This is a genomic window from Bacteroides sp. AM32-11AC, assembly GCF_003603515.1.
Lineage (GTDB): Bacteria > Bacteroidota > Bacteroidia > Bacteroidales > Bacteroidaceae > Bacteroides > Bacteroides uniformis.
This window is the reverse complement of sequence record NZ_QTNH01000006.1, coordinates 145,141-170,783: the sequence shown is the minus strand read 5'-3', so window position 1 is coordinate 170,783 and position 25,643 is coordinate 145,141. Positions and strand designations below refer to the sequence as shown.

The window sequence follows — 25,643 nt, the reverse complement described above, 5'->3', positions numbered from 1 at the left end:
ATGTATGTCACAACAAGAAGACGATTTGAGGGCATTGGCGAAAATCATGGATTTTCTGCGTGCCGTGAGTATTATTTTAGTGGTTATGAACGTGTACTGGTTCTGTTACGAAGTCATCCGGCTGTGGGGCGTGAACATCGGTGTGGTGGACAGAATCCTTCTGAACTTCGACCGCACGGCGGGGCTGTTCCATTCCATACTGTACACAAAGCTGTTTGCCGTCCTGCTGCTTGCCCTGTCCTGTCTGGGTACAAAGGGGGTCAAGGGAGAGAAAATCACTTGGGGAAGAATATGGACGGCACTCGCCGCCGGGTCCGTGCTGTTTTTCCTAAACTGGTGGATACTGGCTCTGCCGCTTCCGATTGAGGCGGTGATGGGGCTGTATGTCCTTACCATCGGTACGGGCTATGTCTGCCTGTTGATGGGAGGTCTGTGGATGAGCCGTCTGTTGAAACACAATTTGATGGAGGATGTTTTCAACAACGAGAACGAGAGTTTCATGCAGGAAACAAGACTCATCGAAAGCGAGTATTCGGTCAATTTGCCGACACGCTTCTATTACAAAAAGCGTTGGAACAACGGTTGGATCAATGTGGTGAATCCCTTCCGTGCGTCCATCGTGTTGGGTACGCCGGGCAGCGGCAAGTCATACGCCGTGGTAAACAATTTTATCAAGCAACAGATTGAAAAGGGCTTCTTGATGTACGTGTATGACTTCAAATTCAGCGACTTGTCCACCATTGCCTACAATCATCTGCTGAACCACCCTGACGGCTACAAGGTGAAGCCGAAGTTCTATGTGATCAACTTCGACGACCCGCGACGCTCTCATCGGTGCAATCCCATTCACCCGGATTTTATGGAAGATATTACGGACGCCTACGAGAGTGCCTATACAATAATGCTCAACCTCAATAAAACGTGGGTGCAAAAGCAGGGTGACTTCTTTGTGGAATCACCTATCATTTTGTTCGCCAGTATTATATGGTATCTTAAAATCTATCAGAACGGGAAATATTGCACGTTTCCCCATGCCATCGAATTTTTGAACCGCCGCTACGAGGATATTTTTCCGATACTGACTTCCTATCCCGAACTGGAGAACTACCTTTCCCCGTTCATGGATGCGTGGCTCGGAGGGGCTGCGGAGCAGCTCATGGGGCAGATAGCGTCGGCAAAAATTCCGCTTTCGAGGATGATTTCACCGCAGCTCTATTGGGTGATGTCGGACAGCGAGTTTACGCTGGACATCAACAATCCCGAAGAGCCGAAAATCCTATGCGTGGGCAACAATCCCGACCGTCAGAATATCTACGGGGCGGCTCTCGGATTGTATAACTCCCGCATCGTGAAGCTCATCAATAAGAAGGGGATGCTGAAGTCGTCGGTCATCATAGACGAGCTGCCGACGATATATTTCAAAGGGTTGGACAATCTTATAGCTACCGCCCGAAGCAACAAGGTTGCCGTGTGTCTGGGATTTCAGGATTTCAGCCAGCTGGTGCGCGACTACGGTGATAAGGAGGCGAAAGTGGTGATGAATACGGTCGGTAACATTTTCTCCGGGCAGGTGGTAGGTGAAACGGCAAAGACACTATCGGAACGATTCGGTAAGGTGTTGCAGAAACGGCAGTCTATCTCCATCAACCGGCAGGATGTTTCCACCTCCATTAACACGCAGATGGACGCGCTTATCCCGCCCAGCAAGATTTCCGGTTTGACGCAGGGAATGTTTGTCGGTTCGGTGTCCGACAACTTCAACGAGCGTATCGAACAGAAGATTTTCCACTGCGAGATTGTGGTGGATGCCGATAAGGTAAAACGGGAGGAAAGTGCCTACAAGAAAATCCCCGTTATTACCGATTTCACTGACGCAGACGGCAACGACCGCATGAAGGAAACGGTGCAGGCAAATTACCGGCGCATCAAGGAGGAGGTGAAGCAGATTGTTCAGGAGGAATTGGAGCGCATCGCGGGCGATGACAACCTGAAGCATCTGTTGCAGCAGAAGTAACCTATTAAAATAAGGGAGGATAGCTAAAATCCTCCCTTATTTTAATATTCCTCCAAAAGTTTATTTTGACGTAAATCTTCAATGTAACATGCTAAGTTACTTGAAACTTTATTAAATACTTTATCAAGATATGGGATGATATTTTCCAAATTCAATTCCAACTCTAACGGGAAACTATGATATTGATGTAAAAACCTTGTGATGTCATTTCTTTCTGAAACAGATAAAAGCAAAAATGGATTACTGTTTTTATAATATACCATTGCTGAAAGATGAATAAAAGCGCATCCTAATTTATAAACAAAAAAAGGCCAGCCATAAAATTTATCAGCTAAATCCACCATTTGTTTATCGGTCACGACTTTCTTTGTATTGGGATAAGACCATTTTATTCCCTCCAAAGTTTGGTTTATAAAATGCTCTCTAAGGTTTAAGTCGCTAATTGACAACAAAAACATAACTCTTACCATAGAATCTAATTCTTGACGCAGAATAGATATTACCTGCCCATATAATTGTTGTTGCAACAAAATATTTATAGCGCAAGAATGTTCTCCTGACCTTTGAGTAACTATATCGCAAAATAAATTAATATTATTTGTTTTCATTGTTGAGTGATTTCGCTTATAAGATATAGGATTTACTATTGGTTGCCACATATATCTGATGCGGCATTTCTTTTTCGTTGTATATTATTGTATGGTTGTCGCACAAGGTCATTCCCAGCCTTTCAACCACACGGATGGATGCCACGTTTTCCGGTCGGATACTGCAACAGACAGTTTTCAGTTCCAGCTCTCCAAAGGCGTATTCCAAACACGCGCGGGCGGCTTCCGTACCGTAACCGTTATGCCAGTATGTGTTATCGAGTATATAGCCAAGCTCGACAGTCTCGTTCCCGTTTAGGGTACTATTCATCAGACCGGCTTGTCCTATCAATGCGCCGCTTTCTTTCAGTATGACGGCAAAATATCCGAACCCGTCCTTGCGGTATCGGATGAGTTGCCTGTTTATCCATTTGCGCACGTCCTTTTTGGTAAAGCCGTGTTCCCAAGCGTACATGACTTCCGGCTTTCCCATTATGGCAAGGAGTGCGTCCATATCCTTACGGGTTATCCTGCGGATAAGCAGCCGTTCCGTTTCCATGACGACCAGCGATGCGGAATAGGTCTTTATCTCAAATCCGTCCTCTTTCCATTCCTTCACAAGCCTGTTGATCGTTTCTTCCACCAGACTGTCATAAGCGGCATCGGGAATAACCTTTATAAAAAAGGTGTCACGGGTTTCTTTCATGACCCATTCGTTGATGTCTTTCAGTTCCTTGCCTTCGGGAATGTAATTCTTGTGTATCATGAACTCGTTGATGTTGTCCGCCAACAATTCTTCCAACTGATAACGGATGTCATCCTCCAGTTCGGCAAATGGTATGGTTTCCTCTTCATAGATGCCTTCTATTAAAACATCATCCTCTTCCATATCCTCGTCCGGTGTCTGATTGCCCCGTTTCATGTCCAACATATCCTGCGCGAACTGCCCGGATTCCTTGTCCTTGTACTTCTTGGCATATTTTTCCAGCAGTTCCCAGTCCTGACGGCTCATCGGGCATTTGAAAACGGCTCGTTCCACCTCGTTACAGCGCACCATGTCCGCCTTCACATCATCGGGAAGCGACCGGCATTCCTTGCAGATATGCCGCGAGTGTCCTTTGCCGCTGAATTGCTCGTTGGCTTTGTACTCGCTACAAATCCGACAGTAATGCCCCTGTTGTTTCTTCTTTTTCGCCACCATACCCCGTTATTATATCAACAGTTCTTTTCCTTTATCGGTAAGACGATATTTCTGCCGGGGATGTTTCGGATTTTCCGGGTAAATAGGCTCTACCAAATTCTGCCTTATGGCTGGATACAGATATAGTTCTAAAAAATTACTTTTGTCCTTTAATCCTATCACACACATAATCTCTTTGGTTGAAAGTGTCTGTGTGCCGATTGCAGACAACACCTTTTCCACCTGTGGGGTAACTGTGGGGTGACTGTGGGGTAACTGTCGGGTAATTGTCGGGTCGTGCCCCACAGTTTTTCGGGTATAGCGGAAAATAACCCATACACTATTTCCATCTGTATGAAACTCCGGATCGGGAATGCCGACACGCCGGCATTCGCTTATCATAAGCCCGATGCCTCGTCCCCAGCTTTCCAGAACCTCGCTTTTATACAGAACATTCGCAATAATCAGGTTTTGAGGTTCTGAATTATGCCCGCTCAATAACTTTTCCATTGTTATATCCGGCGGAAAAGTTCCACTGTTCTCAATCTCCACACGGTCATCATAGATGGCAATTCCTACCGAACTGCCGGGACGGTGGTATGAGCGGTGGCAAAGGGCATTTGTGCAGCATTCCCTCAATGCCTTGTAAGGAATCTCAAGCTCTTCCTCCCGATACAAGCCTTCAACTTTGCCCGAAAGGGAAAGATGCTTGAAAAAGAACGACATTGCAGTGTCCAGCAGTGTGTAGATATTGCCAGTGGTACGCTGATTGTCTATAAACTCGTCTTTTGTAGTTCCTTTGAAACGCGCCAACCGAAGCAGGCACTGGGGATAGAAGTAAAAATCACGACCGAACAAGACTGCGGAAGCATTATTCAGTTTTCCGTCATGTAACAGGTTGAATTTTTCGAGTATGGTCGGCAAATCCTCCCTTATGGTGGCTTCGGGTAGGCGACCGCACCGGATGCCTCCACGTACCGCTCCCATAATGGCATGTTCATCAAGGTCAGTAACTTTGATGTCGGGATTCGTCATCGCCTCCCAAGCGTATTTCCCACCTCGCTGCATAAGCAGTTGGTTATATACGTCTTGCGGCATGGAGGATGTCACGCTCTCCAATCGAAGATAAGCCCGTCCCTTATAGGAGAACGGACGCATATAACGTTGGCTGTCCGCAGACAAGGCTATCACACTCTTGTCTGTATTTTGGATACTGATATACGAAACTTCGAGTGTGGCAAATGGTTCAAAACGCCGGATGGCTTCCGCAATATCACGCTTCGTCTTGTCGCTCACTTCCTGCCCGATGATCTTTCCTTTGTCGGTCACACCGAACAACACCGTGCCACCTTCGCTGTTAAGGAAAGCGCAGAGCGTTTCCATGCCGCGCTCCAACTGCCCGGTGGTTTCCTTGAACTCCACCTGCCCGTTTTCCTTTTCGGCTATCAGTTGTTTTACTATATCGAGGTTGTCTATGTTCATATTCAATTCGTAACAATTGTACAAAGATAGCGTTTTTCGCTGAAATTCGGGGCAATAGCGCGCCGAAAACGCCCTTTTTCGTATAGATTTTACTCAAACGGGAGAACAGCATGATACCATTCTCCCGCTTATACCTGATTTTATCTTCTCATACGTTCCAGCTCTTCATCGCGCAGCATTCTCTCGTTCAGTTTCTCCTGCATCTTGTCGAGGAAATAGGTACGGCTTTCGTTTTTCCGACGTTTGATGTCGGTATAGAAGCGGTAGCAATCCTTCGACTCAATACCGAATATCTTGTAGAGAATCGGGGCGAGCTGTTTTAGCGGCATATTGCCGTTGTTGATACAGCCCATCTCGTCTATGCCGTAGATAAGTTCCACGAGGTCGATGGCGTTGCCCGTCCAAAGAAGGCTGGCGGTGGTTTCTGTTGCGTTGTTGGCGGATATTAGTGGTGGCACTTGGGGCGTGGCAAGGAATTTCTGCATCTTTCTTACGAAAGACAGAGCCTTGCTGACGTAGGCGGCAATCTCTCTTCTTTCTTCTGACAGATTACGCACCGGATGGTGCTGCAACTCGATTTCGATGTAGGCAAGCGCGATGACGGTAAGGTTCATGTCCATGCCGCCGTTGCACAGTTCTATTACTTGGGTGGCGAAAGCCGTGTATGCTTTTTCCATATTGCAGTCTCCGGCTTCGTTTATCCGGCGGAAGAACTCGGTTTCCGCCAATAAAAAATAATTCATGTCCTGTCAATTTTGAAATTTTACACTCTGTTTTCGGTATGCGCACATGAATATAATTGGCAAAAAACGCGGCAGAAAACAAAAAATCCAACGCTCAATTTTACAAAGTGTTGTATTTCAGTGGTATAAAATTCAATATTTTTTCACAGGGACAAATTATCTCCGACTTAAATTGTTTGTAATCAGAACATTTATTCTATTCTTGAAAATAAAAATGTATGCTTGCCGCACATTTTGGCTATCTTGCTTTTTTATCAAGGATGTAGATAATGCGGCATACACCGTTGGGAAAACTTTTCAAAGAGGAAAGCGTCCAGTGTTGCTCTGGCAGAGCCGACTTAAAAAAATGTCGTCCGCTTCCGGATATGAAAGGAACGGTGTATAGTATGATTTCATCCACAGCGTGCATACGCAGTAGTCCGTTTATATAGTCTGCCGTGTCCGGTGTGGCTTCCGCGAGGTAACGGATGTTTGTGCCGTCTTTTCTCCATTCGTGCAGCATTGAAATGGAATAGTCTGGTGTCACGCGGTAAAGGGCGTTCTTCCTGATTTCATCAAGACCGCAACGGTCAAGGCACAAATCCTGATGTGCTTTATAATATAACTCTGAAGAAAGACATCCGTCCATCGTCAGTACGGCGAGAATCTGAACTTTACCCATAATCGTTACCTTTCATTAGGCAAGGGCAAAAAAGTAGCGTGCAATTCACACTACCTTCAAGCGATGGCTCTGGTAAAGCCTTTACGGAGAGTACGTGAATGCACGCTATGCGTAAGCATAGCATAAGCATCACGCAATCGTCTCCGTAGTTCCAATTTACCAGATTTTCGCTTGAAACGCCTTGCGGTCTTATCCTATATGTTGGCGGCGAAAAGCTCCTGCCAATCGCCGTTTTTCTCAAATGTTATGCAAAGATAGCCAAATTCAGTGAATTACAGGCTATGATTGCTTGAATTTATATTTAAGTCCATACTCTTCAAGTTTGCTGTATAGTGTTGTCCTGCCTATTCCGAGCAGTTCGGCGGCGACACTCCGGTTGCCGTTTGCCTGTTTCAACGCACGCAATATCCGCTCCTTATCCTCCGCGTCATTGCGCAGGGCGAAGTTGACAGTAGAGGTCGGTTTCGTCACGGCAAGTTCCAGATGCTCTTTCATGACAACACCTTCCTGCGCCTGCAATACAGCACCCATAACTTTCTGCCGAAGTTCCCACACGTTGCCCGGCCATGCGTGTGTCAGCAACGCTTTACGTGCTTCGGAACTGAACCCGCTCACGCTACACTCCAGCTCTCTGTTTGCCATATCACGGAAGAACTCTGCCAGCGGCATGATGTCTTCCTGACAGTCACGCAACGGAGGAACGGTTATCCCGAAGTCGTGCAGGCGGTACAGAAGATCCTGCCGAAAACGCTTTTCACTCACTGCCGCTTCCAGATCCTCGTTGGTGGCGGCGATGATGCGGACATTGAAACTCCTGTCTGCCTTGTCTCCGACCGGGCGATACCGCCTCTCCTGTATGGCGCGGAGCAACATCTGTTGGGTTTCCAACGCGAGGTTTCCTACCTCGTCCAGAAACAGCGTGCCGCCTTCCGCCTCATGGAAATATCCTTTCTTGGCACAATCTGCTCCTGTAAACGCTCCCTTGACGTGTCCGAAGAAGGCCGAGGGCGCAAGCTCTTTGGTGAGTGAACCGCAGTCCACCGCCACGAATGGCTTGACTGCCCGCTTGCTCTTGTCGTGCAGGTGGTGGGCAATATGTTCCTTACCCGTGCCGTTCTCTCCGAATATCATCACGCTCATATCGGTAGCGGCTACCAGCCTTATACGGTGCATGATTTTCTGAAATGCGGAACCGTCACGGGCGAACACAGGCATACGGCGTTGTCCTGCCTGACGTTCTTTCAGTATGGAACGGATCAGGGGGACAAGTTTATCCTCCACAAGCTGTTTGGGAATATAGTCTATCGAGCCGAGTTTCATGCTTTCCACGGCGGTATTAACTTCGGCGTAGTCGGTCATAATGATGAAGGGCTGCATCTTTCCCTCCTTTCGCATCCAGCGCAAAAGGTCAATGCCGTTACCGTCAGGCAGGCGCAGGTCGGCAACCACGATGTCATTATCTGTCGCCTGTTGTAGATGTTTCTTCGCGGTTGAGAGGTGGTAAGCCTTCACGGTGCGGTAGCCCTCCCGCGCCAGCATGTTGCAGACAAACTCGCAGTACACGATATTGTCTTCTACCACAATTATTGTTGTCTTATCCATCTTCGTATTTTCTCCTTTCCTCTTCTGCCAACCGGATTATTTCCGCTCCCTTATCCAGCACGGCAGTCACGGCATGGCTTAACGCTTCACCATCCGGGAGTACATCGCCATGAAGCAATCTGTAAAGTACATTTAGCGGTTGGTCGGCACGTAGCACCTCCCACGAGCTGCGCAGGTGGTGTGTCAGGGAATCCAGCTTTTGCAGGTCTTTTTCTGTTGCCGCTTCCCGTATTGTCTGCATCTCTTTTTCAGTTTCCGTCATCAACTTTTCCAGCATAACGGCTTCATTGCCGTAAGACAGCAAAGCTGAAAAATCCGGTTTCCCGTCCGGTGTTTCTTTTATGGCACACCTGTCGGAAACCTCCATCAACTCCGATATGGAGAACGGCTTGAACAGGCATCCGGCAAAGCCTTTTGCCAATAGTTCCCCTTTGTTACAACTGCCCGAAGCGGTTGCCACAACCACCGGGATTGTTGGTGAATTGCCCACGTTGGACGAACGCAACAGTTCCAGTAATTCGAAACCGTTTATACCGGGCATATTCAAGTCTGTCAGCAACAGGCTGTATTCTTTCTGGCGTATCATTTCCATCAGTTCCGCAGCATCGGTGCAAGTGTCGCAGTGTATTCCTTCTTGGGAGTACATCTCTTTCAGCATCAGAAGTAATACCTCATCATTGTCAATGGCGACAACATCATGGAATTTATTGTTATGATAAACAGGTGTATTGCTTGTATATCCAAGCTGTTCTTCAGCTTCCTGCATAGAAATTTCAACTGTGAAACGACTGCCTTTCCCTTTCTTGCTGTCCAAACGGATTGTTCCGCCAAGCATCGACACAATATTACGCATTATGGCAAGCCCAAGCCCGAAACCCTCCTTTGCGGCGGCATTTGATAGACGTTCAAACGCACCGAACGCTTGTTTCTGTTCCTCTTCTGTCATGCCTGTACCTGTATCTTCAACGACCAGTGTCAGAACTCCATTATCATATTCAGTAATCAAAGAAACACCGCCTTCTTCTGTGAACTTGACTGCGTTTGACAGCAGGTTATTCCCGATTTGTATTATTCGCTCTTTGTCGGTCAATACAATGGCATCGTGTCCAGTCTTCACGGACAAGGACAACCCTTTGTTCACTGCAACAGGAATGAACTCCGTTTCAAGTGTGTGCGTGATTGCAGAAATCCGGCAGGGTGACAGACGGGGCTGTTCCTTGCCGTTGTCCAGGCGGAAGAAGTCAAGCAAAGTGTTGAGCATATCCCGCATACGGTCGGAGGATTGCAGTATATTTCGGATATATTGCCCATTATTACCGCTATTGCATTCTTTCCGCAAAAGTTCGGTATAGCCAGTTATTGCCGTCAGTGGTGTACGCAACTCATGGGTAATAGTATGTACCGCTTTCTTTCGGGAGGTTATGAGTACCTCATTTTGTTGCACGGACTGTTCCAATTGCTCGATCAAATCCGTTGTCTTGCGTTTGTATCGTTTAATGTTCTTTGCATCACGGTGTATGATGATATAGGAAATGACCAACAGCAAAAGAACAAATCCCATCAAGCCGCCTATCTGCATAAATGATTTTTTACGCATCGCTGTTATCTCGCTTTCTCTATTTTGTAAATCAGATTGTACCTTCTTTTCGATTTGGCAAATCAATCCTTGCAGTTGTCTGTTAAGTTCTGCATTACGGGCAGCAAGACTATCGGCTTGTTCTGACAATCGACGGCTCTGCGCTTTCTGTTCGTTGACCATGTTTCTATTGGATGAACGGAGCGTAGTCGTTGTTGTCGTTGGCTTCGTTCCCTCTTTTTTGCCAAAGATGCCCAAGAAACCTTTTCGTTTTGGCTTTTTGGACTGTTCCTGCACACTTTTCTGCACAATAACCGGAATTTGATTGGCTATCTTCTTGTTAATAGATTGTTGTTCATCCATTAACCGGACTATCTGGAACATCTGTCGTTCCTTATCCTCTAAAAGACTGCGCACACTATCGATGCGCTCTGCTGGATAGGTGGCCTTGAAACGGCAGAGCATACTGTCCATTGCCATACGCCGTGCATGGTAATGCTCGATATCTTTATCGTTCCATTCCAGTATTGTTTCACCCAATAGAGAAAATTTTATCATTTGAATATTGATATTGTTTATTTCTTTTCGGAGCTCGTCTATTTTTTTATTGCCAAGTTCTAATGCTTCTATCTCCTGCCATTCATAGAGGCTATTATATGCCATACATCCGATAAGAATGGAGATAAGTATATATCCCAACTGTATTGCCTTATAGAAATTTCCTGACCGCTCCATTATTTTGATGACATTGATTTTTGGAACATGAATAAAAGTTTATCTTTTTCGTTCATGCGGATATTATCAGAATAATCGCCTTTTGTTATTTGATACCCGCATGGCTTGACCATAAAAACGCCTAAGCCCTTAGTGTATGAACTTACTTCTGAGGCGTAGTCTTTACTTGTATTTAATGGAACTTTCCCTTTAATATGACACCACTCATTATTGCAACTGATGTCTTCAATCTCAGACATCATTTTTTGCAAATCTGTAATAGCTTTGGAACTTGCCGCTTGGGGTATCTGCAACTCAAAATAGAGCATCGGTTCGAGAATGTCCACACCTGACTGTTGCAAGGCCAGCCTGAAGACATAAGGGGTCAGCTGTCTGAAATCAGCAGGTGTACTTACCGGGCTATAATACTCGGCTTGAGTAAAAGTTACTTTCAGATCAGTCACTTCCCATCCATGTAAACCAGATTGGCAAGACATACGAATCCCTTCAAAAACGGCATTTTGAAAAGAATGGTTCAGATAACCATAGGAGATGTCACTTTCGATTTGCAACCCTGTCCCTAACGGCAAGGGTTCAAGCGTCAGCCCTATTGTGGCCCAGTAAGGGTTGGGTGGCACTTCGATCTGAATAATCTTATTGACCTTTTTTACAGGTCGTTCTTTGTAGATAGTCTTGATCTCATCAAAATGGACCTTTACGGAAAATCGTTCTTCCAGCAATGTCTGTATGATTTCCTTTTGTGTCAAACCATATAACGAGATTTCCAATTCATCACTATATGAGTTTATGGAAAAGGACAAAGACGGGTCTTCAATCCACAATGTATTCAGAGCGGATATCACCTTGCTTCTCTCTTCGGACCTGTCTGGCCGGACGGAGGATTTGAGAGCGGGATGCTGATGAGATAACCCTTGAATCAAACAAGGTTTAGTACCTAAATAATCTCCGATTCGAAAATCTTCCATATCTTCTACAATCGCGATATCATTGGCCCCCACTTCATCAACATTTATCTCTCTGCCCTGATAAATAGTCTTTAGATTTTTAATCTTGATGAATTTTTCCGAATCGTTGATTCTTACAATGTCTCGAAGTCTCAGACTTCCGTCAATTATTTTTAGAAAACTTCTTTTATGTCCTTTGGGGTCATGCTCTATCTTATAGAGATAAGCTGAAAGTCTGTTTGAGACTGATTCTGGAGGAAGTATAAAAGAAGAGATGGCGTCCAACAACTCATTGATACCGATATTGAACATTGCTGATCCATGTAGTACCGGATAGACTTTGGCTTTTGCCACAAGATCGATTATCGTATTCCAATAATCAGCCGGTGAAATTTCGCTATCCGCCAAATATCGTTCTAATATATTGTCGTCATGGTTGCATACAAATTCTTTGTATTCTTCCTTTATATATGTTTGGGAGCAAATCGGATAAACCAATCCATCGACAACAGTTTGCATAAACAGGACATCTTGAGACAGATTTGTTTTTATATCCAGATACAAACGCTCTAAATTCACACCGTCACGGTCAATTTTATTGATAAATATAATTGTCGGGATTTGCAGTTTTTGTAAAGTATTGAACAGCAACTTTGTTTGCGCTTGTATGCCTTCCTTTGCGGATAAGATGAGGACTGCTCCATCAAGCATTTTGAATGTCCGCTCCACTTCCGCAATAAAATCCATGTGTCCCGGAGTGTCAATGATATTGCATTTCACTCCATTCCAGATAATAGATGTCGTAGAAGCCCGAACAGTAATTCCTCTACGTTTCTCTATATCCATAGAGTCTGTTATGGTGTCACCATTATCCACACGGCCGCACTTTTCCGTTGCTCCACTGGCAAACAGCAGATTCTCGGTTACGGAAGTTTTTCCTGCATCAATGTGAGCAAGAATTCCTAAATTTATAATATTCATTTGGATTAAGCAATAATATACTACAATAGATGCATTGTCGAAACGCACCTTTTAATACCTCCTCGTAGCATGTGAGAACTACAGGATTACTAACTCGTATTAATATGTATATTATTACTGCCGCATAACGATTACAAAATTACACAAAAAAATATATCTAACAAAAGTGGGAGGATTTTTTAACTTTTTACCATAGACATTTTATTAGGGAAGCGTAGGTTCAACTGGTAAGTACAAATAAGTAGAAATGTTTGAACAACAACGTTTTAGGAAGTTGAAAAAAATCAAGTTTCTCTCTCGGTATAACGTTTATTTTGGCCAATATCTTCTTTAGTTTGGCATTTGAGTATTTCCCATTCGTGTTCTATTTAGCTCCTTATTATGAGTATGTAGCAAGTTGCTTATCAAATTCAGCCTCTTTGAGGGTCAAATATGGTTTTGCAAATGGTGACTGACAAGACATAAACAAGGTCAGCAGGATTTTTTACATAAATGGACATGAATGTATATAACCTAAAATAAACACATAGCGAAAAAGTAAATTTGGGTAAAACGTAGCGAATTAGCTGATACAGCGTTCGTTACGCTTTGTTTTTCTATGGGACAGAGCCAACGAAATACCACCTCGAAGCCAAACAGCGCAGAAGTTCAGTTACCACCTCATTACCCCCGTAACGGGTGTGAATTTCTTGCTAAATGGTTCTGTTTCTGCGATTTGCGTAATTTTGCATAGCAGTCGGTAACTCACTAATAACTAATTTTGTAACCAAAAAAAGGAGTGAGTTATGCGTAGTACATTCAAGGTATTATTTTACGTGAAGAAAGGCAGCGAGAAGCCGAACGGCAACCTGCCTTTAATGTGCCGTATCACGGTGGACGGCGAGATTAAACAGTTCAGTTGCAAGATGGACGTTCCCCCACGGCTGTGGGACGTGAAGAACAACCGTGCTTCGGGCAAGAGCGTCGAAGCGCAGAGAATCAACCTTGCGGTAGATAAAATCCGTGTGGAAGTAAACCGCCGCTATCAAGAGTTAATGCAGACGGACGGTTATGTTACCGCCGCCAAACTCAAAGACGCCTATCTCGGTATCGGCGTCAAGCAGGAAACTTTGCTGAAGCTGTTCGAGCAGCACAACGCCGAGTTCGAGAAGAAAGTCGGGCACAGCAGGGCGCAGGGTACATTTACCCGTTATCGGACGGTCTGCAACCATATTCGGGAGTTCCTGCCCCATACCTACAAGCGTGAGGATATTCCATTAAAGGAACTCAACCTCACGTTCATCAACGACTTCGAGTATTTTCTGCGCACGGAGAAGAAATGCCGCACCAATACCGTGTGGGGCTACATGATTGTGTTGAAACACATCGTTTCCATAGCGAGGAACGACGGGCGTTTGCCCTTTAATCCCTTTGCGGGATATATCAACTCTCCCGAAAGCGTGGACAGGGGCTACCTCACCCAAACGGAGATACAGACGCTCATGAACGCACCGATGAAGAACGCCACCCACGAGCTTGTACGGGACTTGTTCGTCTTTTCTGTTTTCACGGGTTTGGCGTATTCGGACGTGAAGAACCTCACCGCCGACCGCCTGCAAACATTCTTCGACGGCAACCTGTGGATAATCACCCGAAGAAAGAAGACCAACACCGAATCGAACATCCGCCTTTTGGACGTTCCCAAGCGTATCATCGAGAAGTACAAGGGGCTGGCAAGGGACGGTCATGTTTTCCCCGTTCCGAACAACGGCAGTTGTAACAAGATACTCAAAGATATAGGCAGACAATGCGGCTTCAAGGTACGCTTGACCTACCATGTCGCACGCCACACGAACGCCACGACCGTACTTCTGTCGCACGGCGTACCCATCGAAACGGTGAGCCGCCTTTTGGGGCACACGAACATAAAGACCACCCAAATTTACGCCAAAATCACCGCCCAGAAGATAAGCCAAGACATGGAAACCTTGTCGCACAAGTTGGAAGATATGGAGAAGAATATCTGCCGAGCCATCTAATTAAGAACAGAATACCGATGAAAGAAGAAAGGAACATTATCACGATGGACGGGCAGGGCAATATCTCCCTGCCGAGCGATATAGGCGCAACCGCCATGACCGAGCGGGAAATCTGCGAACTGTTCGGGGTTATCGCCCCGACGGTTAGGGCAGGGATAAAGGCACTCTGCAAAAGCGGAGTTTTATCTATATATGACATAAAGCACATTATCCGCCTATCGGACAAATACAGCGCGGAGGTTTACAACCTCGAAACGATAGCCGCCCTCGCTTTCCGTGTCGAATCGTTCGGGGCGGCGAAAGTCCGCAGGGCATTATTAGAGAGGATTATACACGGGCGAAAAGAGAAAACGACGGTATTCGTGTCGGTTGTTTCGGACGGCAAGCCCAACAGCCGTTGGAAAGCATGATGATATACCAACATACCAACATGCAAACGTACCAGCATACCAGCATGCAAACATGCAAACCTATCACTATGGTGATATATATTGCAGGGTCTATTTCTCTTTTCAGAGGAAAGCGGAGCAATCGTTTTCGTTTACAAAGGCAAAGCAAGCACGGGGCTTTACGTCGGCTAAAAGGTCAGGCGGCTGCGCCGTTTCCCAATAAATCTTCCTCTCGCTTCGCTGCGAGCGTATTTATCGGGAAAACCTTGTATCCGACCGCCCCGTGCAAAAGAGCCTTTGAAAACGGAAACGACCGCCCCGCCACCCACCGACCGAAAGGAAAAAAATAAGGTGGGGTTACGGGCAAGCAGGCGGCAGGGACAGCCATAGCCGAAAGGCAGACGGGCAGGCAGACGGCACGCCGCAGGGTATTTACGGAGAAAATACCGTAGCTTATTAGGGAATTTTCCGAGCCGCAATACTACGTATCGCTGAAAATTCCCCAATAAGGCAAGGGGTAAGCCCCTCTGCACACCCCATCGGGGACGGCATTTGCCGCCCCGAAGATACGAAAAATCATTGTTTCACAAGTCAAGGAAGAAAGGAAAAATATATGGGTTTCGTAGTTTTACACATGGAAAAGGCGCACGGCAGCGACAGCGGAACGACCGCACATATCGAGCGTTTCATCATACCGAAGAACGCCGACCCCACACGCACGCACCTAAACCGCAGGCTTATCGAATACCCCGACGGGATAAAAGACCGTTCGGCGGCTATACAGCAGAGATTAGAAGAAGCGGGGCTGACACGCAAAATCGGAAGCAACCAAGTACGGGCAATCCGCATCAACGTATCGGGAACGCACGAGGACATGAAGCGGATAGAGGAAGAGGGGCGTTTGGACGAGTGGTGCGCCGACAATCTGAAATACTTCGCCGACACGTTCGGAAAGGAGAACATCGTGGCGGCTCACCTGCACAGGGACGAGGAAACGCCGCACATACACGTTACACTCGTCCCCATCGTCAAGGGAGAGCGCAAGCGCAGGAAAAGGGAGGAACAGACGAAGAAGCGATACCGCAAGAAGCCGACCGACACCGTGAGGCTGTGCGCAGACGATATTATGACACGGCTGAAATTGAAGTCCTACCAAGATACCTATGCCGTGGCGATGGCGAAATACGGGCTGCAAAGGGGCATAGACGGCTCGAAAGCTCGCCACAAGTCCACGCAGCAGTATTATCGGGATATACAGAAACTCTCCGACGACCTCAAAGCGGAAGTGGTGGATTTGCAGCAGCAGAAAGAAACGGCACAGGAGGAACTAAGACGGGCGAAAAAAGAAATACAGACCGAGAAGCTGAAAGGGGCGGCAACCACCGCAGCCGCCAACATCGCCGAGAGCGTCGGTTCTCTTTTCGGCAGTAACAAGGTCAAGACGCTGGAAAGGGAGAACACCGCCCTGCATAAGGAGGTAGCCGACCACGAGGAAACCATCGAAGCCCTGCAAGATAGGATACAGACCATGCAGGCAGACCACAGCAGGGAGATACGGGAAATGCAGCAAAAGCACGGCAGGGAGATAGCCGACAAGGACACAAGGCACAAGCAGAAAATATCGTTTCTGAAAACGGTAATCGCAAGGGCGGCAGCATGGTTTCCCTATTTCCGTGAAATGCTCCGTATCGAAAACCTCTGCCGCCTTGTCGGGTTCGATGAAAGGCAGACCGCAACGCTCGTCAAGGGAAAGCCGTTGGAGTATGCAGGGGAACTCTACTCGGAGGAACACGGACGGAAATTCACGACCGAAAGGGCAGGTTTCCAAGTGCTGAAAGACCCCACGGACGGGACTAAATTGGTTCTTGCCATCGACCGAAAGCCCATTGCCGAGTGGTTCAAGGAACAGTTCGAGAAGTTAAGGCAGAACATACGCCGACCTATACAACCGCAAAGGAAAGGCAAGGGATTCAAGCTATAAATGTTAAATCCTGCCCGATTTGCCGAAAAAAGTGCGGTACGCTGTTCGTGGTGTACTGCACTTTTTTTATATTTGTTCGCAAGGTGATATACTTGAAGAAAATAACAGCCGATTTCGCTGTTAGCACAATGTTATGCGGCAGCTTAAAAGACGACACCAAACCAGAAAAATCATCTTGACAACCACCCGACTTTGAACTACGAAGGATGAAATTTTTCAGGGACAACTTCCAGCATTTCCAAAAAACAGTTTACCCATTGACTTGGAGACAAACAAACAATTTGAGCATTAAGGTTTAAACCGAATTTTTCCGAAATTGACCTGACCTGACTTTTCCTGAAAATCGACTTTAAAGCTGTTTTTACAGATAAATCAGGTTTCTCTAACAGACAGGAAATAAATGCTAAGTATTTGGCTTTAAACTTAAAATCAAAAAATAACTGTTTTCTTTTAATGTTTAACAGGGCTGATTTGACAGTTGGCGGTGGAAAGAAACTTTCAGGACCTACCTCATAGACAAGTTTCAAATCAAAAAAAGTATGATAGAAAACGGTATATGGATTGTAAAGCTTCCTCGAAAATAACTTTTGTGTAGGTTCTAACTGAAGGACAATGGAACCTCCCAGAAAATTTCCAAGACTCTCAAACATCAGGATTTTGAAAATATCGGAAGTAATGCCATAAGGAATATTTGACACCACTTTGAAAGGAAATTTCGGAACTGCAAAATTCCTAAAATCACAACCGACAACTTGAACATTTCGGGCATCAGAAAATAATTTTCGTAAATGTTCAACCAAAGCTGTGTCGTTTTCAATAGCAACAACATTGTTGGCGATTTTTAATAAATGAACAGTAAGAAACCCCTTGCCTGCCCCAATATCTAAAACCGTATCCTGATTACTTATATTTGCTTGTCTTATTGCATCTTTTATTAGCACTTTATCAATAGTAAAGTGCTGACCCGTAAAACGAACGGGCAATTTCTTTTTTGTCATTAGTAACTTCTTACAGGTGAATACTTGACTGCAAATTTAGTAACTTTGCAGCAGAAATTAACGAGAAAGAAGAGAAAATGAAAACCGACCGCATAACATCACCTATACGCAAGCAGGGGTTTCGTGCTTCGTAGGACAGTTAAGTGGTAAATTTAAAGTTCAGTTCTTCGTAGGAAGTTCAGTGGTTAAAATCCCTGCCTGCGTATAGCTGAGAACCGTTATCAACCTCGAAAAGCAAAAATACAATGAATAGAATATTAACACTATACCTCTTTTTGCTATTGTGTGGCACGGCTTCCGCACAACAAATAGTAAAATGGGACGATTTACAGACTATAACGGATAACGCACGGCGCACGGTCTATTATGAAAAAGGCAGTAAACAGCCGTTGCAGGGAGAATATCGCATTATACGAGGGCTTGACGAGGAGCGTGTTAAACTTTCCGACGGCATAATAAACGGTGATTATCTCCGCTATCGTGATGGGGTACTGCGTGAATCGGGCATATATGCCAAAGGAAAGCGCAACGGCATATTCACGGAGTATTACCAAGATGGCGTTACTCCCCGAAAAGAAACACCCATGCAGCAAGGCAAGATAGACGGAACTGTAAAGACCTATTTTCGTAACGGCAAAATAGAAATCGAAAAGGAGTATAGGCAGAGTGTGGAGAGCGGACGGGAACGCCGCTTTGACAGCAAGACGGGTGAGCAGATTTTTGAATCTCATTATATAGACGGCAAAAAAGAGGGTGAGGAATGGGAAATATTCGAGGATGGGCGCACGCTTCGCAGCAGGACTACACGACACTACCGTAACGGAAAACTTGACGGCTTTTATCGTGTGGAATCGACACGGGACGGAAAACCCTATATAACCATCGAGGGGCAATACACCGACGGCGAGAAATCGGGACGTTGGAAACAGTACAACGCCACCGATGACACAACCCATGAATGGGATGAATGATTTTCTTTTTTCGCAAGTTGATTTTATAAAATTGCCACCGAAAGTTCGTACTTTCGGAAAAAGATGTTATATTTGCAAATGAAAGAGTTATTTGACAGCATAGCAACGCAAAACGCTGAAATTCGCACAGTTGCTAAATCGTTACTTCTATTTCTCAAATAATTCGCTAAAAGTTTATTTCTCAATCGGTTAAGTCAAACCGAGAAAAATCTAAAATAAGAATAAATTTTAATAAGGGCTGCCCAAAAAGAAAAAAAATGCAGTTGCCATCCTACAGATACTTGCAGAAAGGATAAAATTTACTTTTAGACCTTTTGGGATAGCCCTTATTAATACTTCAGATAAAATTCCTAAGGTTATATTTTCAATCCTTTGGACCGGGTTTCCTCCTTGGCATACAGCCCCGGATGCCCAGTTATGGTGTGATTGGCGATAATACTTTCCGATGGATTGCGTATTTGCGGTGATGTATCTTCGGGATATTGCCTGATACCGTTTCGCACACCTTTCGCTTCCGGTTTGACCTGTTGCCCTTCATGCTCCTTTTCGGTGATTTCGGGTGTAGGCGGCGCAAGTTCCAGCTGTATCTTGCGGTCAAGGGCGGCAAGTTCGGACTTCAACTGTTTCAGTTCTTCCTCCTTCTTCCACACCTTGCCTGCTATCTCCTGCAACTGCGGTATCTCACGTTCCAAGACCTCATTCTTCGCTTTATACTGGTCGATGATGGAGGGGATTCTCTCAATCGCGTTGAGGAAGTTGCGGGCGGCGGCCAACGGGTCAGCCAGCGCCAGATGCCCGTTGTTGTAGGTGTACTTGTAGTTCCCCTCGACCACGAAGCGGTTGTCGGTAAACTCCAATCCCTCTTTGAGTATCCTTTCGCTGACCACCTTTATCGGGAAACCGTAAAACTCTCCAACCTGCGTGTACAACCCTCCGGTCGTGGCATTCTTGGCTATCTCCTGCAAACGCTTTCCGATGACTTTCTCATCGGCGGAATCCACTCCGTCCACCTTTATTATATTAAGGTGATTGCCCTCCTTGTCGGTCTGCACCACAGAGAGGAAGCGGTTCCAGTCCTCCGTCATGGCATCTATGAAAGCTGTGTTGTTGCCCAGCTCGCGGGTCTTCGATTCCAGCTTGAACTCCGAATCACGCTTGCCCTTGTTGAACGACTTGCGTTCCCCTTCGAGCGAGGCGATACGTTTTTCCAGTTTCGCCTTGTCCAGCAGGTCGGTGTTGCCGGATAGCAACGCCATATATTCCGAGAAGTTCATGCCCGATTTCTCGTCCATTGCCCCCTCGTCGATGGTACGCGCTTCCATAGCACCGCTTTTAAGCTGGCTGATGAAAGTCTGCTTGCAGTGCAGGAGGTTGAACTTGTAACTGTCCAGTGATTTTTCCACCGCGTAGATTATTACGTCCACGTTGTTCCCGGCGAAATGCTTGGCTATCTCGTTGCCTGCTCTAACTCCCCGTCCGTCACGCTGTTGCAGGTCGGACGGTCGCCACGGCGTATCAAGATGATGAATTGCCACACACCGTTTCTGTGCGTTCACACCCGTTCCGAGCATGGAGGTGGAGCCGAACAGCACACGCACCGTCCCGGCGTTCATGGCATCTATCACCGCCTTCCGAGCCTTGTCGGTCTTGCACTCCTGAATGAAGCGCACCTCGCTTGGCGGTATGCCGTAGTCCTCCGTCAGTTTGCGCTTGATTTCCGAATAGACGTTCCACCCATCGCCCGGCTGGTAAGTCCCCAAGTCAGAGAAAACGAACTGCGTGCCTTTCTGCGCGTCGTATTTTTGATAATACTCCGCGATTATTTTGGCACAGTGGCTCGCCTTGTTGTCGGGGTGGTCTTCGTAATGCGGGTCTATCATGCGCATGTCGAGTGCCATCTTCCGGGCATAGTCCGTGGCGATAAGCATCTTCGCCTTTTCCTCCGTTTCCGAAAGCGGCAGTCTGCCCAACAGGGTGGCGTCGCCCGTCTTGGCGAATTGCATCAGCTTCTGTATGAAGTCCTCCTGCTCCGGCGTGGGCGGTATGTGGTGCAGTATCTCGTTTTTGTTGGGACGGTCCACGCCCACATCCTCCGCCGTGCGGTAGTCCGTGATTTCATTATAGAAGGCGGCAAGCTCCGGCACTTTGATGAAGTAGCGGAAACGCTCCTTCTGCACCACGTTGTTCGTCACGTTGAACTCAAAATCCGTTGTCTTCTTGGCAAATATCGCCGACCACGCATCAAAACATCGAATGTCCTGCCGTTCCAGCTCCTTCGGGCGCAGGTACTTGAACAGCAGGTACAGCTCAGTCAGCGAGTTGCTGATAGTCGTGCCGGAGAGGAAGGTCGCCCCCAAGTCCTTGCCCGTGCGCTCCTGTATGGTGCGGATAGCAAAGAGCATGTTCAGTGCCTTCTGGCTTCCCTCGCTGTTCCCCAATCCCGCCACACGGTCGTGGCGCGTGTTGAAAGTCAGATTCTTGAACTGGTGCGATTCATCAATGAAAATGTGGTCGATGCCCATCTGCTTGAAGTCCACCACGTCGTCCGTGCGTGACTTTATGGCGTGTTCCACCTTCTCCAATTTCGCTTCAAGGTTATGCTTGCGCTTCTCCAGACCTTTCAGCATCGCCCGCGATACGTTCTTTCCCTGCTGGCGCAGCACTTCGAGGTTTTCCTCCACCGTGTCAAGCTCCGCTTGCAGGATGCGCTGCTGCAACTCCGGCGACTGCGGTATCTTGCCGAACTGGTCGTGCGACATAATGACACAATCGTAGTCGTTGTTCTTGATGTTGTTGAAGAAACGCACGCGGTTGGCGGTCGAAAAGTCTTTCTCCGAAGCGTACAGAATCCTCGCGTTGGGATATGCCGCTTGATAGGTGGCGGCAATCTCCGCAACATTGGCTTTCAGCCCGATAATCATCGGCTTGTGCGCCAAGTTCAGACGCTTCATTTCATGCGCGGCGATGCACATTATCAGCGTCTTGCCGGTTCCAACCTCGTGGTCACAAATTCCGCCGCCGTTCTGTTTCAGCATCCAGACGCAATCCATCTGCGAGGGATAGACGCTCCTGATGCCCCGGCTTGCCAGCCCTTTCAGATTGAGGTCGGGAAAAGTCTGATGCGAGCCGTCATACTTCGGGCGCACGAAACAGTTGAACTTGCGGTTATACATCGTCGTCAGCCGCTCCTTGAACTGTGGCGACTGCTCTTCGAGCCATTCGGAGAAGCCGTTTCGTATCTCGTCAATCTTGGCGTTGGCGAGCTGTATTCCCTCGCTGTCGCGCACCTTGATGTCGTTGCCATGCTCGTCCCTGCCGATGGACTTCATCATGTCGGGACAGGTGTTGTGCAGGGCGTGTTTCAGAAGGTGCATGCCGTCATAGTTACGGTAATACCCCTTCACCAGAAACTCGTCCGTGATTTTCATGGTGCGGTAGCCGCACGCCACCGAAAACTCGTCCATGCTTGCAGAGTAGGCGATTTTCACCTCCGTGTCGAACAGCCGGCTCATGTAGGCGGCATAGACACCCGTCGGAATCCAGCGTTCCCCGAAATTGAAATCAAGGTCTTCAAAAGCGATGCGCGGCGGTTCGGCATCTTTCAGAGCCTCCAACGCCTGCTTCACCTCCGGCATACGTTCACTTTCGGGGTTTTCGCCCATCCAAGCCTCTATGCGTTCCGCTTTCTCTATCACGTTTCCGGCAATAAAGCGGTCCTTAATCTCGTAACCGGTTACGAGCGGATTGTAATAGATGCGCCCTTGCAGGGCTGTGAGCAAATCCTCCGCCGTACTGTCGGTTATCTCCCGCATATAGTCGAGATCGACAGTGCCGAACTTGTTGAGCGACGCGGACAGTGCTTCTTCGGGTGAGCCGACGTTGGCATGGCTCTCCACGGAGAAGGAAACGGGACGCTCGAAGATGTCCGCCTTGACAAACTTCCCGTTCTCCGCCCGTTCCAGCGAAAGGATGTCACGCCCGCCCGCGTCCATCATCACTAACTTCACGTTCTGCTTGGCGTTGAGGTTGCCGTAGCGCATGACAAACTCATCGTAACAGGTGTTTAGATGCTCTCGCCACGGGACATTTGCTTCATGCAGGTTCGATTCATAGCGGTACAGCCGCTCGTAGGCGTCACGGAGTAAAACATACTGTAACGCCTTCTCCTTCTGGTAGCCTTTCAGGTCGAGCGGCTGGAATGTCGCCCCGTATGGCGTGATGTCCTTCAGGTAGCCGATGTTATGACGCCCCCTGTCAGCCACCAGCGACCCTTCGCGCAGGTGCATCTCCGGCGTGCGGTGGTAGGCACGCGGCGAAAGGTCCACGACTTCTTCCTTCGGCTTCTCCGCTTCGATGTCGGGGAAAAGGGAGGTCGCCACCGCTTCCGGTGGGGTATCTGTAACGGCAGGTGCGGTGACTGCTTCCGGCTGTGTTTCCTCCTGCCGTGGTTGCTCACGGGGAGTGTCCGGCACGGCTTTCACTTCCATCTTTTCCGCCGCCGCTTGTTTCTCGTTATGCTGCCTTGCCAGTTCCCGAAGTTCCTTCCTGCGTTCCGGCGTCAAATCCATCATCATCTCGTAGAAGCCGTTGATGGGAGGATTGGTATCCCAGTCCAACGTGGCATAGATGTCGTCCGGGTCGGCAGGCTTGGCGGTGTTCTCCGTTTTAGCCTCCTTGTTCTCTGTTACAGTCTTAGGGGTGGTAGCCGTCGGCACAGCCGTAACATTTTGTGTGACATGCACCTGTGGCTTGGGTAGAACGCGCCTTGCCGAGCTTTCCTTTTTCGCCTCCTTTTTCTTTTTGGCGGTTTTCGGTTGTTGGCTGACTTCTTCCGTCATCCCCCAGAGATCGAGCAAGGATAGCTGCACACCGTCAGAATATTTCGGACGTGGCTCTATCTCCGGCTTTTCCTCTGTGGGTTGCGGTTTCTCCGTCGGAGTTTCCACCGCCTGCATCGAAGATGTTGTTTCCATCTTTATGGCAGTACGCTCCACCTCCTTTTGAACGGTAACTTTTTCTTCCGTTCCCGACTGCCGGATTGAACCCGAATACAGACGCATGGCGAGCCTGTAATGGAAATCCTCGTCGAGCATACGGTGCAAATCCCCGGCGATGCCTGCTGCCTTGCCCTCGTGCAGATAGACCATAGCGGGCTTCCCGTATGGGTCGGTGTCAAGTTTCGCCGTCGTATGCACGATGCGTTCCGGGTGGTGGATGAAATAGGCGTTGTCGGTCAGGTCGGTTTTCGTGTCCGTCTGTATTACGGTCATCAGCCGCTCGTCCTGCGACATTTCCTTCTTGCTGAGGTTCTTTTGCAGGACAATCAGGTCACTGCCCACTTCTGTCCCCGCGTTGTCCGTGAACAGGTTGTTGGGCAGGCGTATCGCGGATACCAGATCAGCCTTACTGAACAGCTCGTTACGCACGGAGGTCTTGGTGCTGTTCAATACCCCTTGCGAGGTGATGAACGCCACGATACCGCCGTCACGCACGGCATCCAGTCCTTTGAGAAAGAAATAGTTGTGGATGGCTTTCTGGGCGGAGCGTCTGCCGAATGAGTCGCTCCGCTGAAACTCAGGGTCGAACACGGCTATGTCTCCGAACGGAATGTTGGACACCGCCAAGTCGAAATAATTGTTGAACGGTCTTTCGATTTTCTCAAAACCGCAGGTGCGCGTTTTCTTGCCGGGATAGAGATGCCTCAGGATTGTACCCGTGAGCAGATCCTTCTCGAAAGCCATCACATCCGCATTGGGGTTGTGCCGCAGCATGGAATCCACGAACACGCCAACCCCCGCCGACGGTTCGAGCATACGGGCGGGGCGGACGCTGTAATCTGCCAGCACGTCCGCGATGGTGTCGGTTATCTCTTTGGGGGTGTAGAAAGCGGTCAGCACGGACGCTTTCAGCGAATCCACAAACCGCTTGTACTCTGTTTCGTCCTTGCTGTTCTCACGGATAAGCCTGTGCAACTCCACTGTCGGGGCGAACAGTTCGAGGTCGGATTTCGCCCACCGGACGGCATCCGTCAGTTCCTTTGCAGGGTTGAGGATACATTTCAGACCGCCGAAACCGCAGTACCTTTGAAGTATGGCACGCTCTTCGGTTGTCGCTGTCCTGTTTTCCCTGTCAAGGATGAATGCCGTCCGTATCGCCTCGATGTTGTCCCGCAGTTTCTGTTTGCGGTTAAACGCCATATTCCCCGATGTAAAGGACGGTTGCCCCCGTCAGCTCCGTGTAGAGCAGGTCGTAATCGGAAGACAGGGCGAAGTTGTCGTCCGAAAGGTCATAGACGGAGAACACGTTGCCGACAAGCGGCATGAGTTTCAGAATAAAGGCTTCTTGTTTCTCTTCCGGCACTTCGTCGAAAAACTCGCTCTCCACGACTTCACGGAGAATGGCGTACCGGGAATAGCGCAGCCCGCGCAGCAGCGTGTCCATCGCCTGCTCTTGCGCGCCATCGGCGGGATAGCCTTCGAGCCGCGCCTTTTCATACGTTTCGGCGGCACGGTCGGCCCGTTCCCGTATGAAAGCGGTGTCAGTCGCCTGTTCAAACTTGTTCGTGCGGAGGTAGTCCAGCAGGTACAGACCGTAATAGGAAAAGTCGGTCTGACCCTCGTTTTTCTTCTTGTTGTTCATTACTTTGGAGTTTAGTGGATTGATATTTAACGGGATAATTGATTGGAAAAAGGAAGAAAAAGGCACTCGGTATCCCTCCGAGTGCCACCACTAAATCCAAAGTATGAGTGTAATCCGGTATCGAAGAACAATTCATTACTCT

17 protein-coding genes are annotated in these 25,643 nt (G+C 47.8%); 5 read left to right on the top strand and 12 right to left on the bottom strand.

Annotation, left to right across the window (positions count from 1 at the left end):
* Positions 1 to 4 precede the first annotated feature (4 nt).
* The gene (gene mobC, locus DW800_RS08270) at positions 5 to 2,014 is read left to right on the top strand and encodes a conjugal transfer protein MobC (protein WP_002560990.1); all 2,010 of its coding nucleotides are present in this window, start codon (positions 5 to 7) and stop codon (positions 2,012 to 2,014) included.
* Between the two features lie 41 nt (positions 2,015 to 2,055).
* Here mobC and DW800_RS08265 read toward each other — a convergent pair whose 3' ends face one another.
* From DW800_RS08265 to tet(Q), 8 genes are all read right to left on the bottom strand, one after another.
* Positions 2,056 to 2,622: a hypothetical protein gene (locus DW800_RS08265; protein ID WP_002560991.1), complete on the bottom strand. Its 567-nt coding sequence runs from the start codon at positions 2,620 to 2,622 to the stop codon at positions 2,056 to 2,058.
* A gap of 16 nt (positions 2,623 to 2,638) precedes the next feature.
* On the bottom strand, positions 2,639 to 3,802 hold the full coding sequence (locus DW800_RS08260; RefSeq protein ID WP_002560992.1) for a GNAT family N-acetyltransferase: 1,164 nt from the start codon (positions 3,800 to 3,802) through the stop codon (positions 2,639 to 2,641).
* Positions 3,803 to 3,811: 9 nt separating this feature from the next.
* Positions 3,812 to 5,263, bottom strand: coding sequence for an ATP-binding protein (locus DW800_RS08255; RefSeq protein WP_002560993.1), 1,452 nt, complete (start codon positions 5,261 to 5,263; stop codon positions 3,812 to 3,814).
* 140 nt (positions 5,264 to 5,403) lie between these two features.
* A complete protein-coding gene (locus DW800_RS08250; protein ID WP_002560994.1) occupies positions 5,404 to 6,006 on the bottom strand; it encodes an RteC domain-containing protein in 603 nt (200 codons plus the stop codon).
* A 238-nt stretch (positions 6,007 to 6,244) separates the two neighbouring features.
* Complete coding sequence (locus DW800_RS08245; protein WP_002560995.1) at positions 6,245 to 6,667, bottom strand: dihydrofolate reductase family protein; 423 nt, start codon at positions 6,665 to 6,667, stop codon at positions 6,245 to 6,247.
* Positions 6,668 to 6,946: 279 nt separating this feature from the next.
* On the bottom strand, positions 6,947 to 8,269 hold the full coding sequence (locus DW800_RS08240) for a sigma-54-dependent transcriptional regulator (protein WP_119957967.1): 1,323 nt from the start codon (positions 8,267 to 8,269) through the stop codon (positions 6,947 to 6,949).
* Positions 8,262 to 10,580: an ATP-binding protein gene (locus DW800_RS08235; protein ID WP_002560997.1), complete on the bottom strand. Its 2,319-nt coding sequence runs from the start codon at positions 10,578 to 10,580 to the stop codon at positions 8,262 to 8,264. The genes DW800_RS08240 and DW800_RS08235 overlap by 8 nt, the downstream gene beginning before the upstream one ends.
* Positions 10,580 to 12,505 (bottom strand): tetracycline resistance ribosomal protection protein Tet(Q), encoded by a 1,926-nt coding sequence (gene tet(Q), locus DW800_RS08230; protein WP_002560998.1) that lies wholly within the window; start codon positions 12,503 to 12,505, stop codon positions 10,580 to 10,582. The genes DW800_RS08235 and tet(Q) overlap by 1 nt, the downstream gene beginning before the upstream one ends.
* A gap of 785 nt (positions 12,506 to 13,290) precedes the next feature.
* Between tet(Q) and DW800_RS08225 the strand changes: the two genes are divergently transcribed.
* Together DW800_RS08225 and DW800_RS08220 are read left to right on the top strand one after the other, a co-directional pair.
* On the top strand, positions 13,291 to 14,523 hold the full coding sequence (locus DW800_RS08225; RefSeq protein WP_004293706.1) for a site-specific integrase: 1,233 nt from the start codon (positions 13,291 to 13,293) through the stop codon (positions 14,521 to 14,523).
* Between the two features lie 17 nt (positions 14,524 to 14,540).
* Entirely contained in the window at positions 14,541 to 14,933 is a 393-nt protein-coding gene (locus DW800_RS08220) for a hypothetical protein (protein WP_004293707.1), read from the top strand.
* A gap of 167 nt (positions 14,934 to 15,100) precedes the next feature.
* On the opposite strand, the gene DW800_RS19645 is transcribed toward DW800_RS08220, so the two are convergent.
* The gene (locus DW800_RS19645) at positions 15,101 to 15,418 is read right to left on the bottom strand and encodes a hypothetical protein (protein WP_155272781.1); all 318 of its coding nucleotides are present in this window, start codon (positions 15,416 to 15,418) and stop codon (positions 15,101 to 15,103) included.
* A 107-nt stretch (positions 15,419 to 15,525) separates the two neighbouring features.
* Between DW800_RS19645 and mobV the strand changes: the two genes are divergently transcribed.
* A complete protein-coding gene (mobV, locus tag DW800_RS08210; RefSeq protein WP_119957966.1) occupies positions 15,526 to 16,893 on the top strand; it encodes a MobV family relaxase in 1,368 nt (455 codons plus the stop codon).
* Between the two features lie 197 nt (positions 16,894 to 17,090).
* On the opposite strand, the gene erm(F) is transcribed toward mobV, so the two are convergent.
* Entirely contained in the window at positions 17,091 to 17,891 is an 801-nt protein-coding gene (gene erm(F), locus DW800_RS08205; protein WP_004295323.1) for a 23S rRNA (adenine(2058)-N(6))-methyltransferase Erm(F), read from the bottom strand.
* Positions 17,892 to 18,136: 245 nt separating this feature from the next.
* Between erm(F) and DW800_RS08200 the strand changes: the two genes are divergently transcribed.
* Positions 18,137 to 18,862: a toxin-antitoxin system YwqK family antitoxin gene (locus DW800_RS08200; RefSeq protein ID WP_004293712.1), complete on the top strand. Its 726-nt coding sequence runs from the start codon at positions 18,137 to 18,139 to the stop codon at positions 18,860 to 18,862.
* Positions 18,863 to 19,218: 356 nt separating this feature from the next.
* On the opposite strand, the gene DW800_RS08190 is transcribed toward DW800_RS08200, so the two are convergent.
* Both DW800_RS08190 and DW800_RS08185 read right to left on the bottom strand, forming a co-directional pair.
* Positions 19,219 to 25,059 (bottom strand): N-6 DNA methylase, encoded by a 5,841-nt coding sequence (locus tag DW800_RS08190; protein WP_002560999.1) that lies wholly within the window; start codon positions 25,057 to 25,059, stop codon positions 19,219 to 19,221.
* Positions 25,049 to 25,501 (bottom strand): DUF1896 domain-containing protein, encoded by a 453-nt coding sequence (locus DW800_RS08185; protein WP_002561000.1) that lies wholly within the window; start codon positions 25,499 to 25,501, stop codon positions 25,049 to 25,051. Before DW800_RS08185 ends, DW800_RS08190 begins: the two co-directional genes overlap by 11 nt.
* Between the last annotated feature and the right edge of the window lie 142 nt (positions 25,502 to 25,643).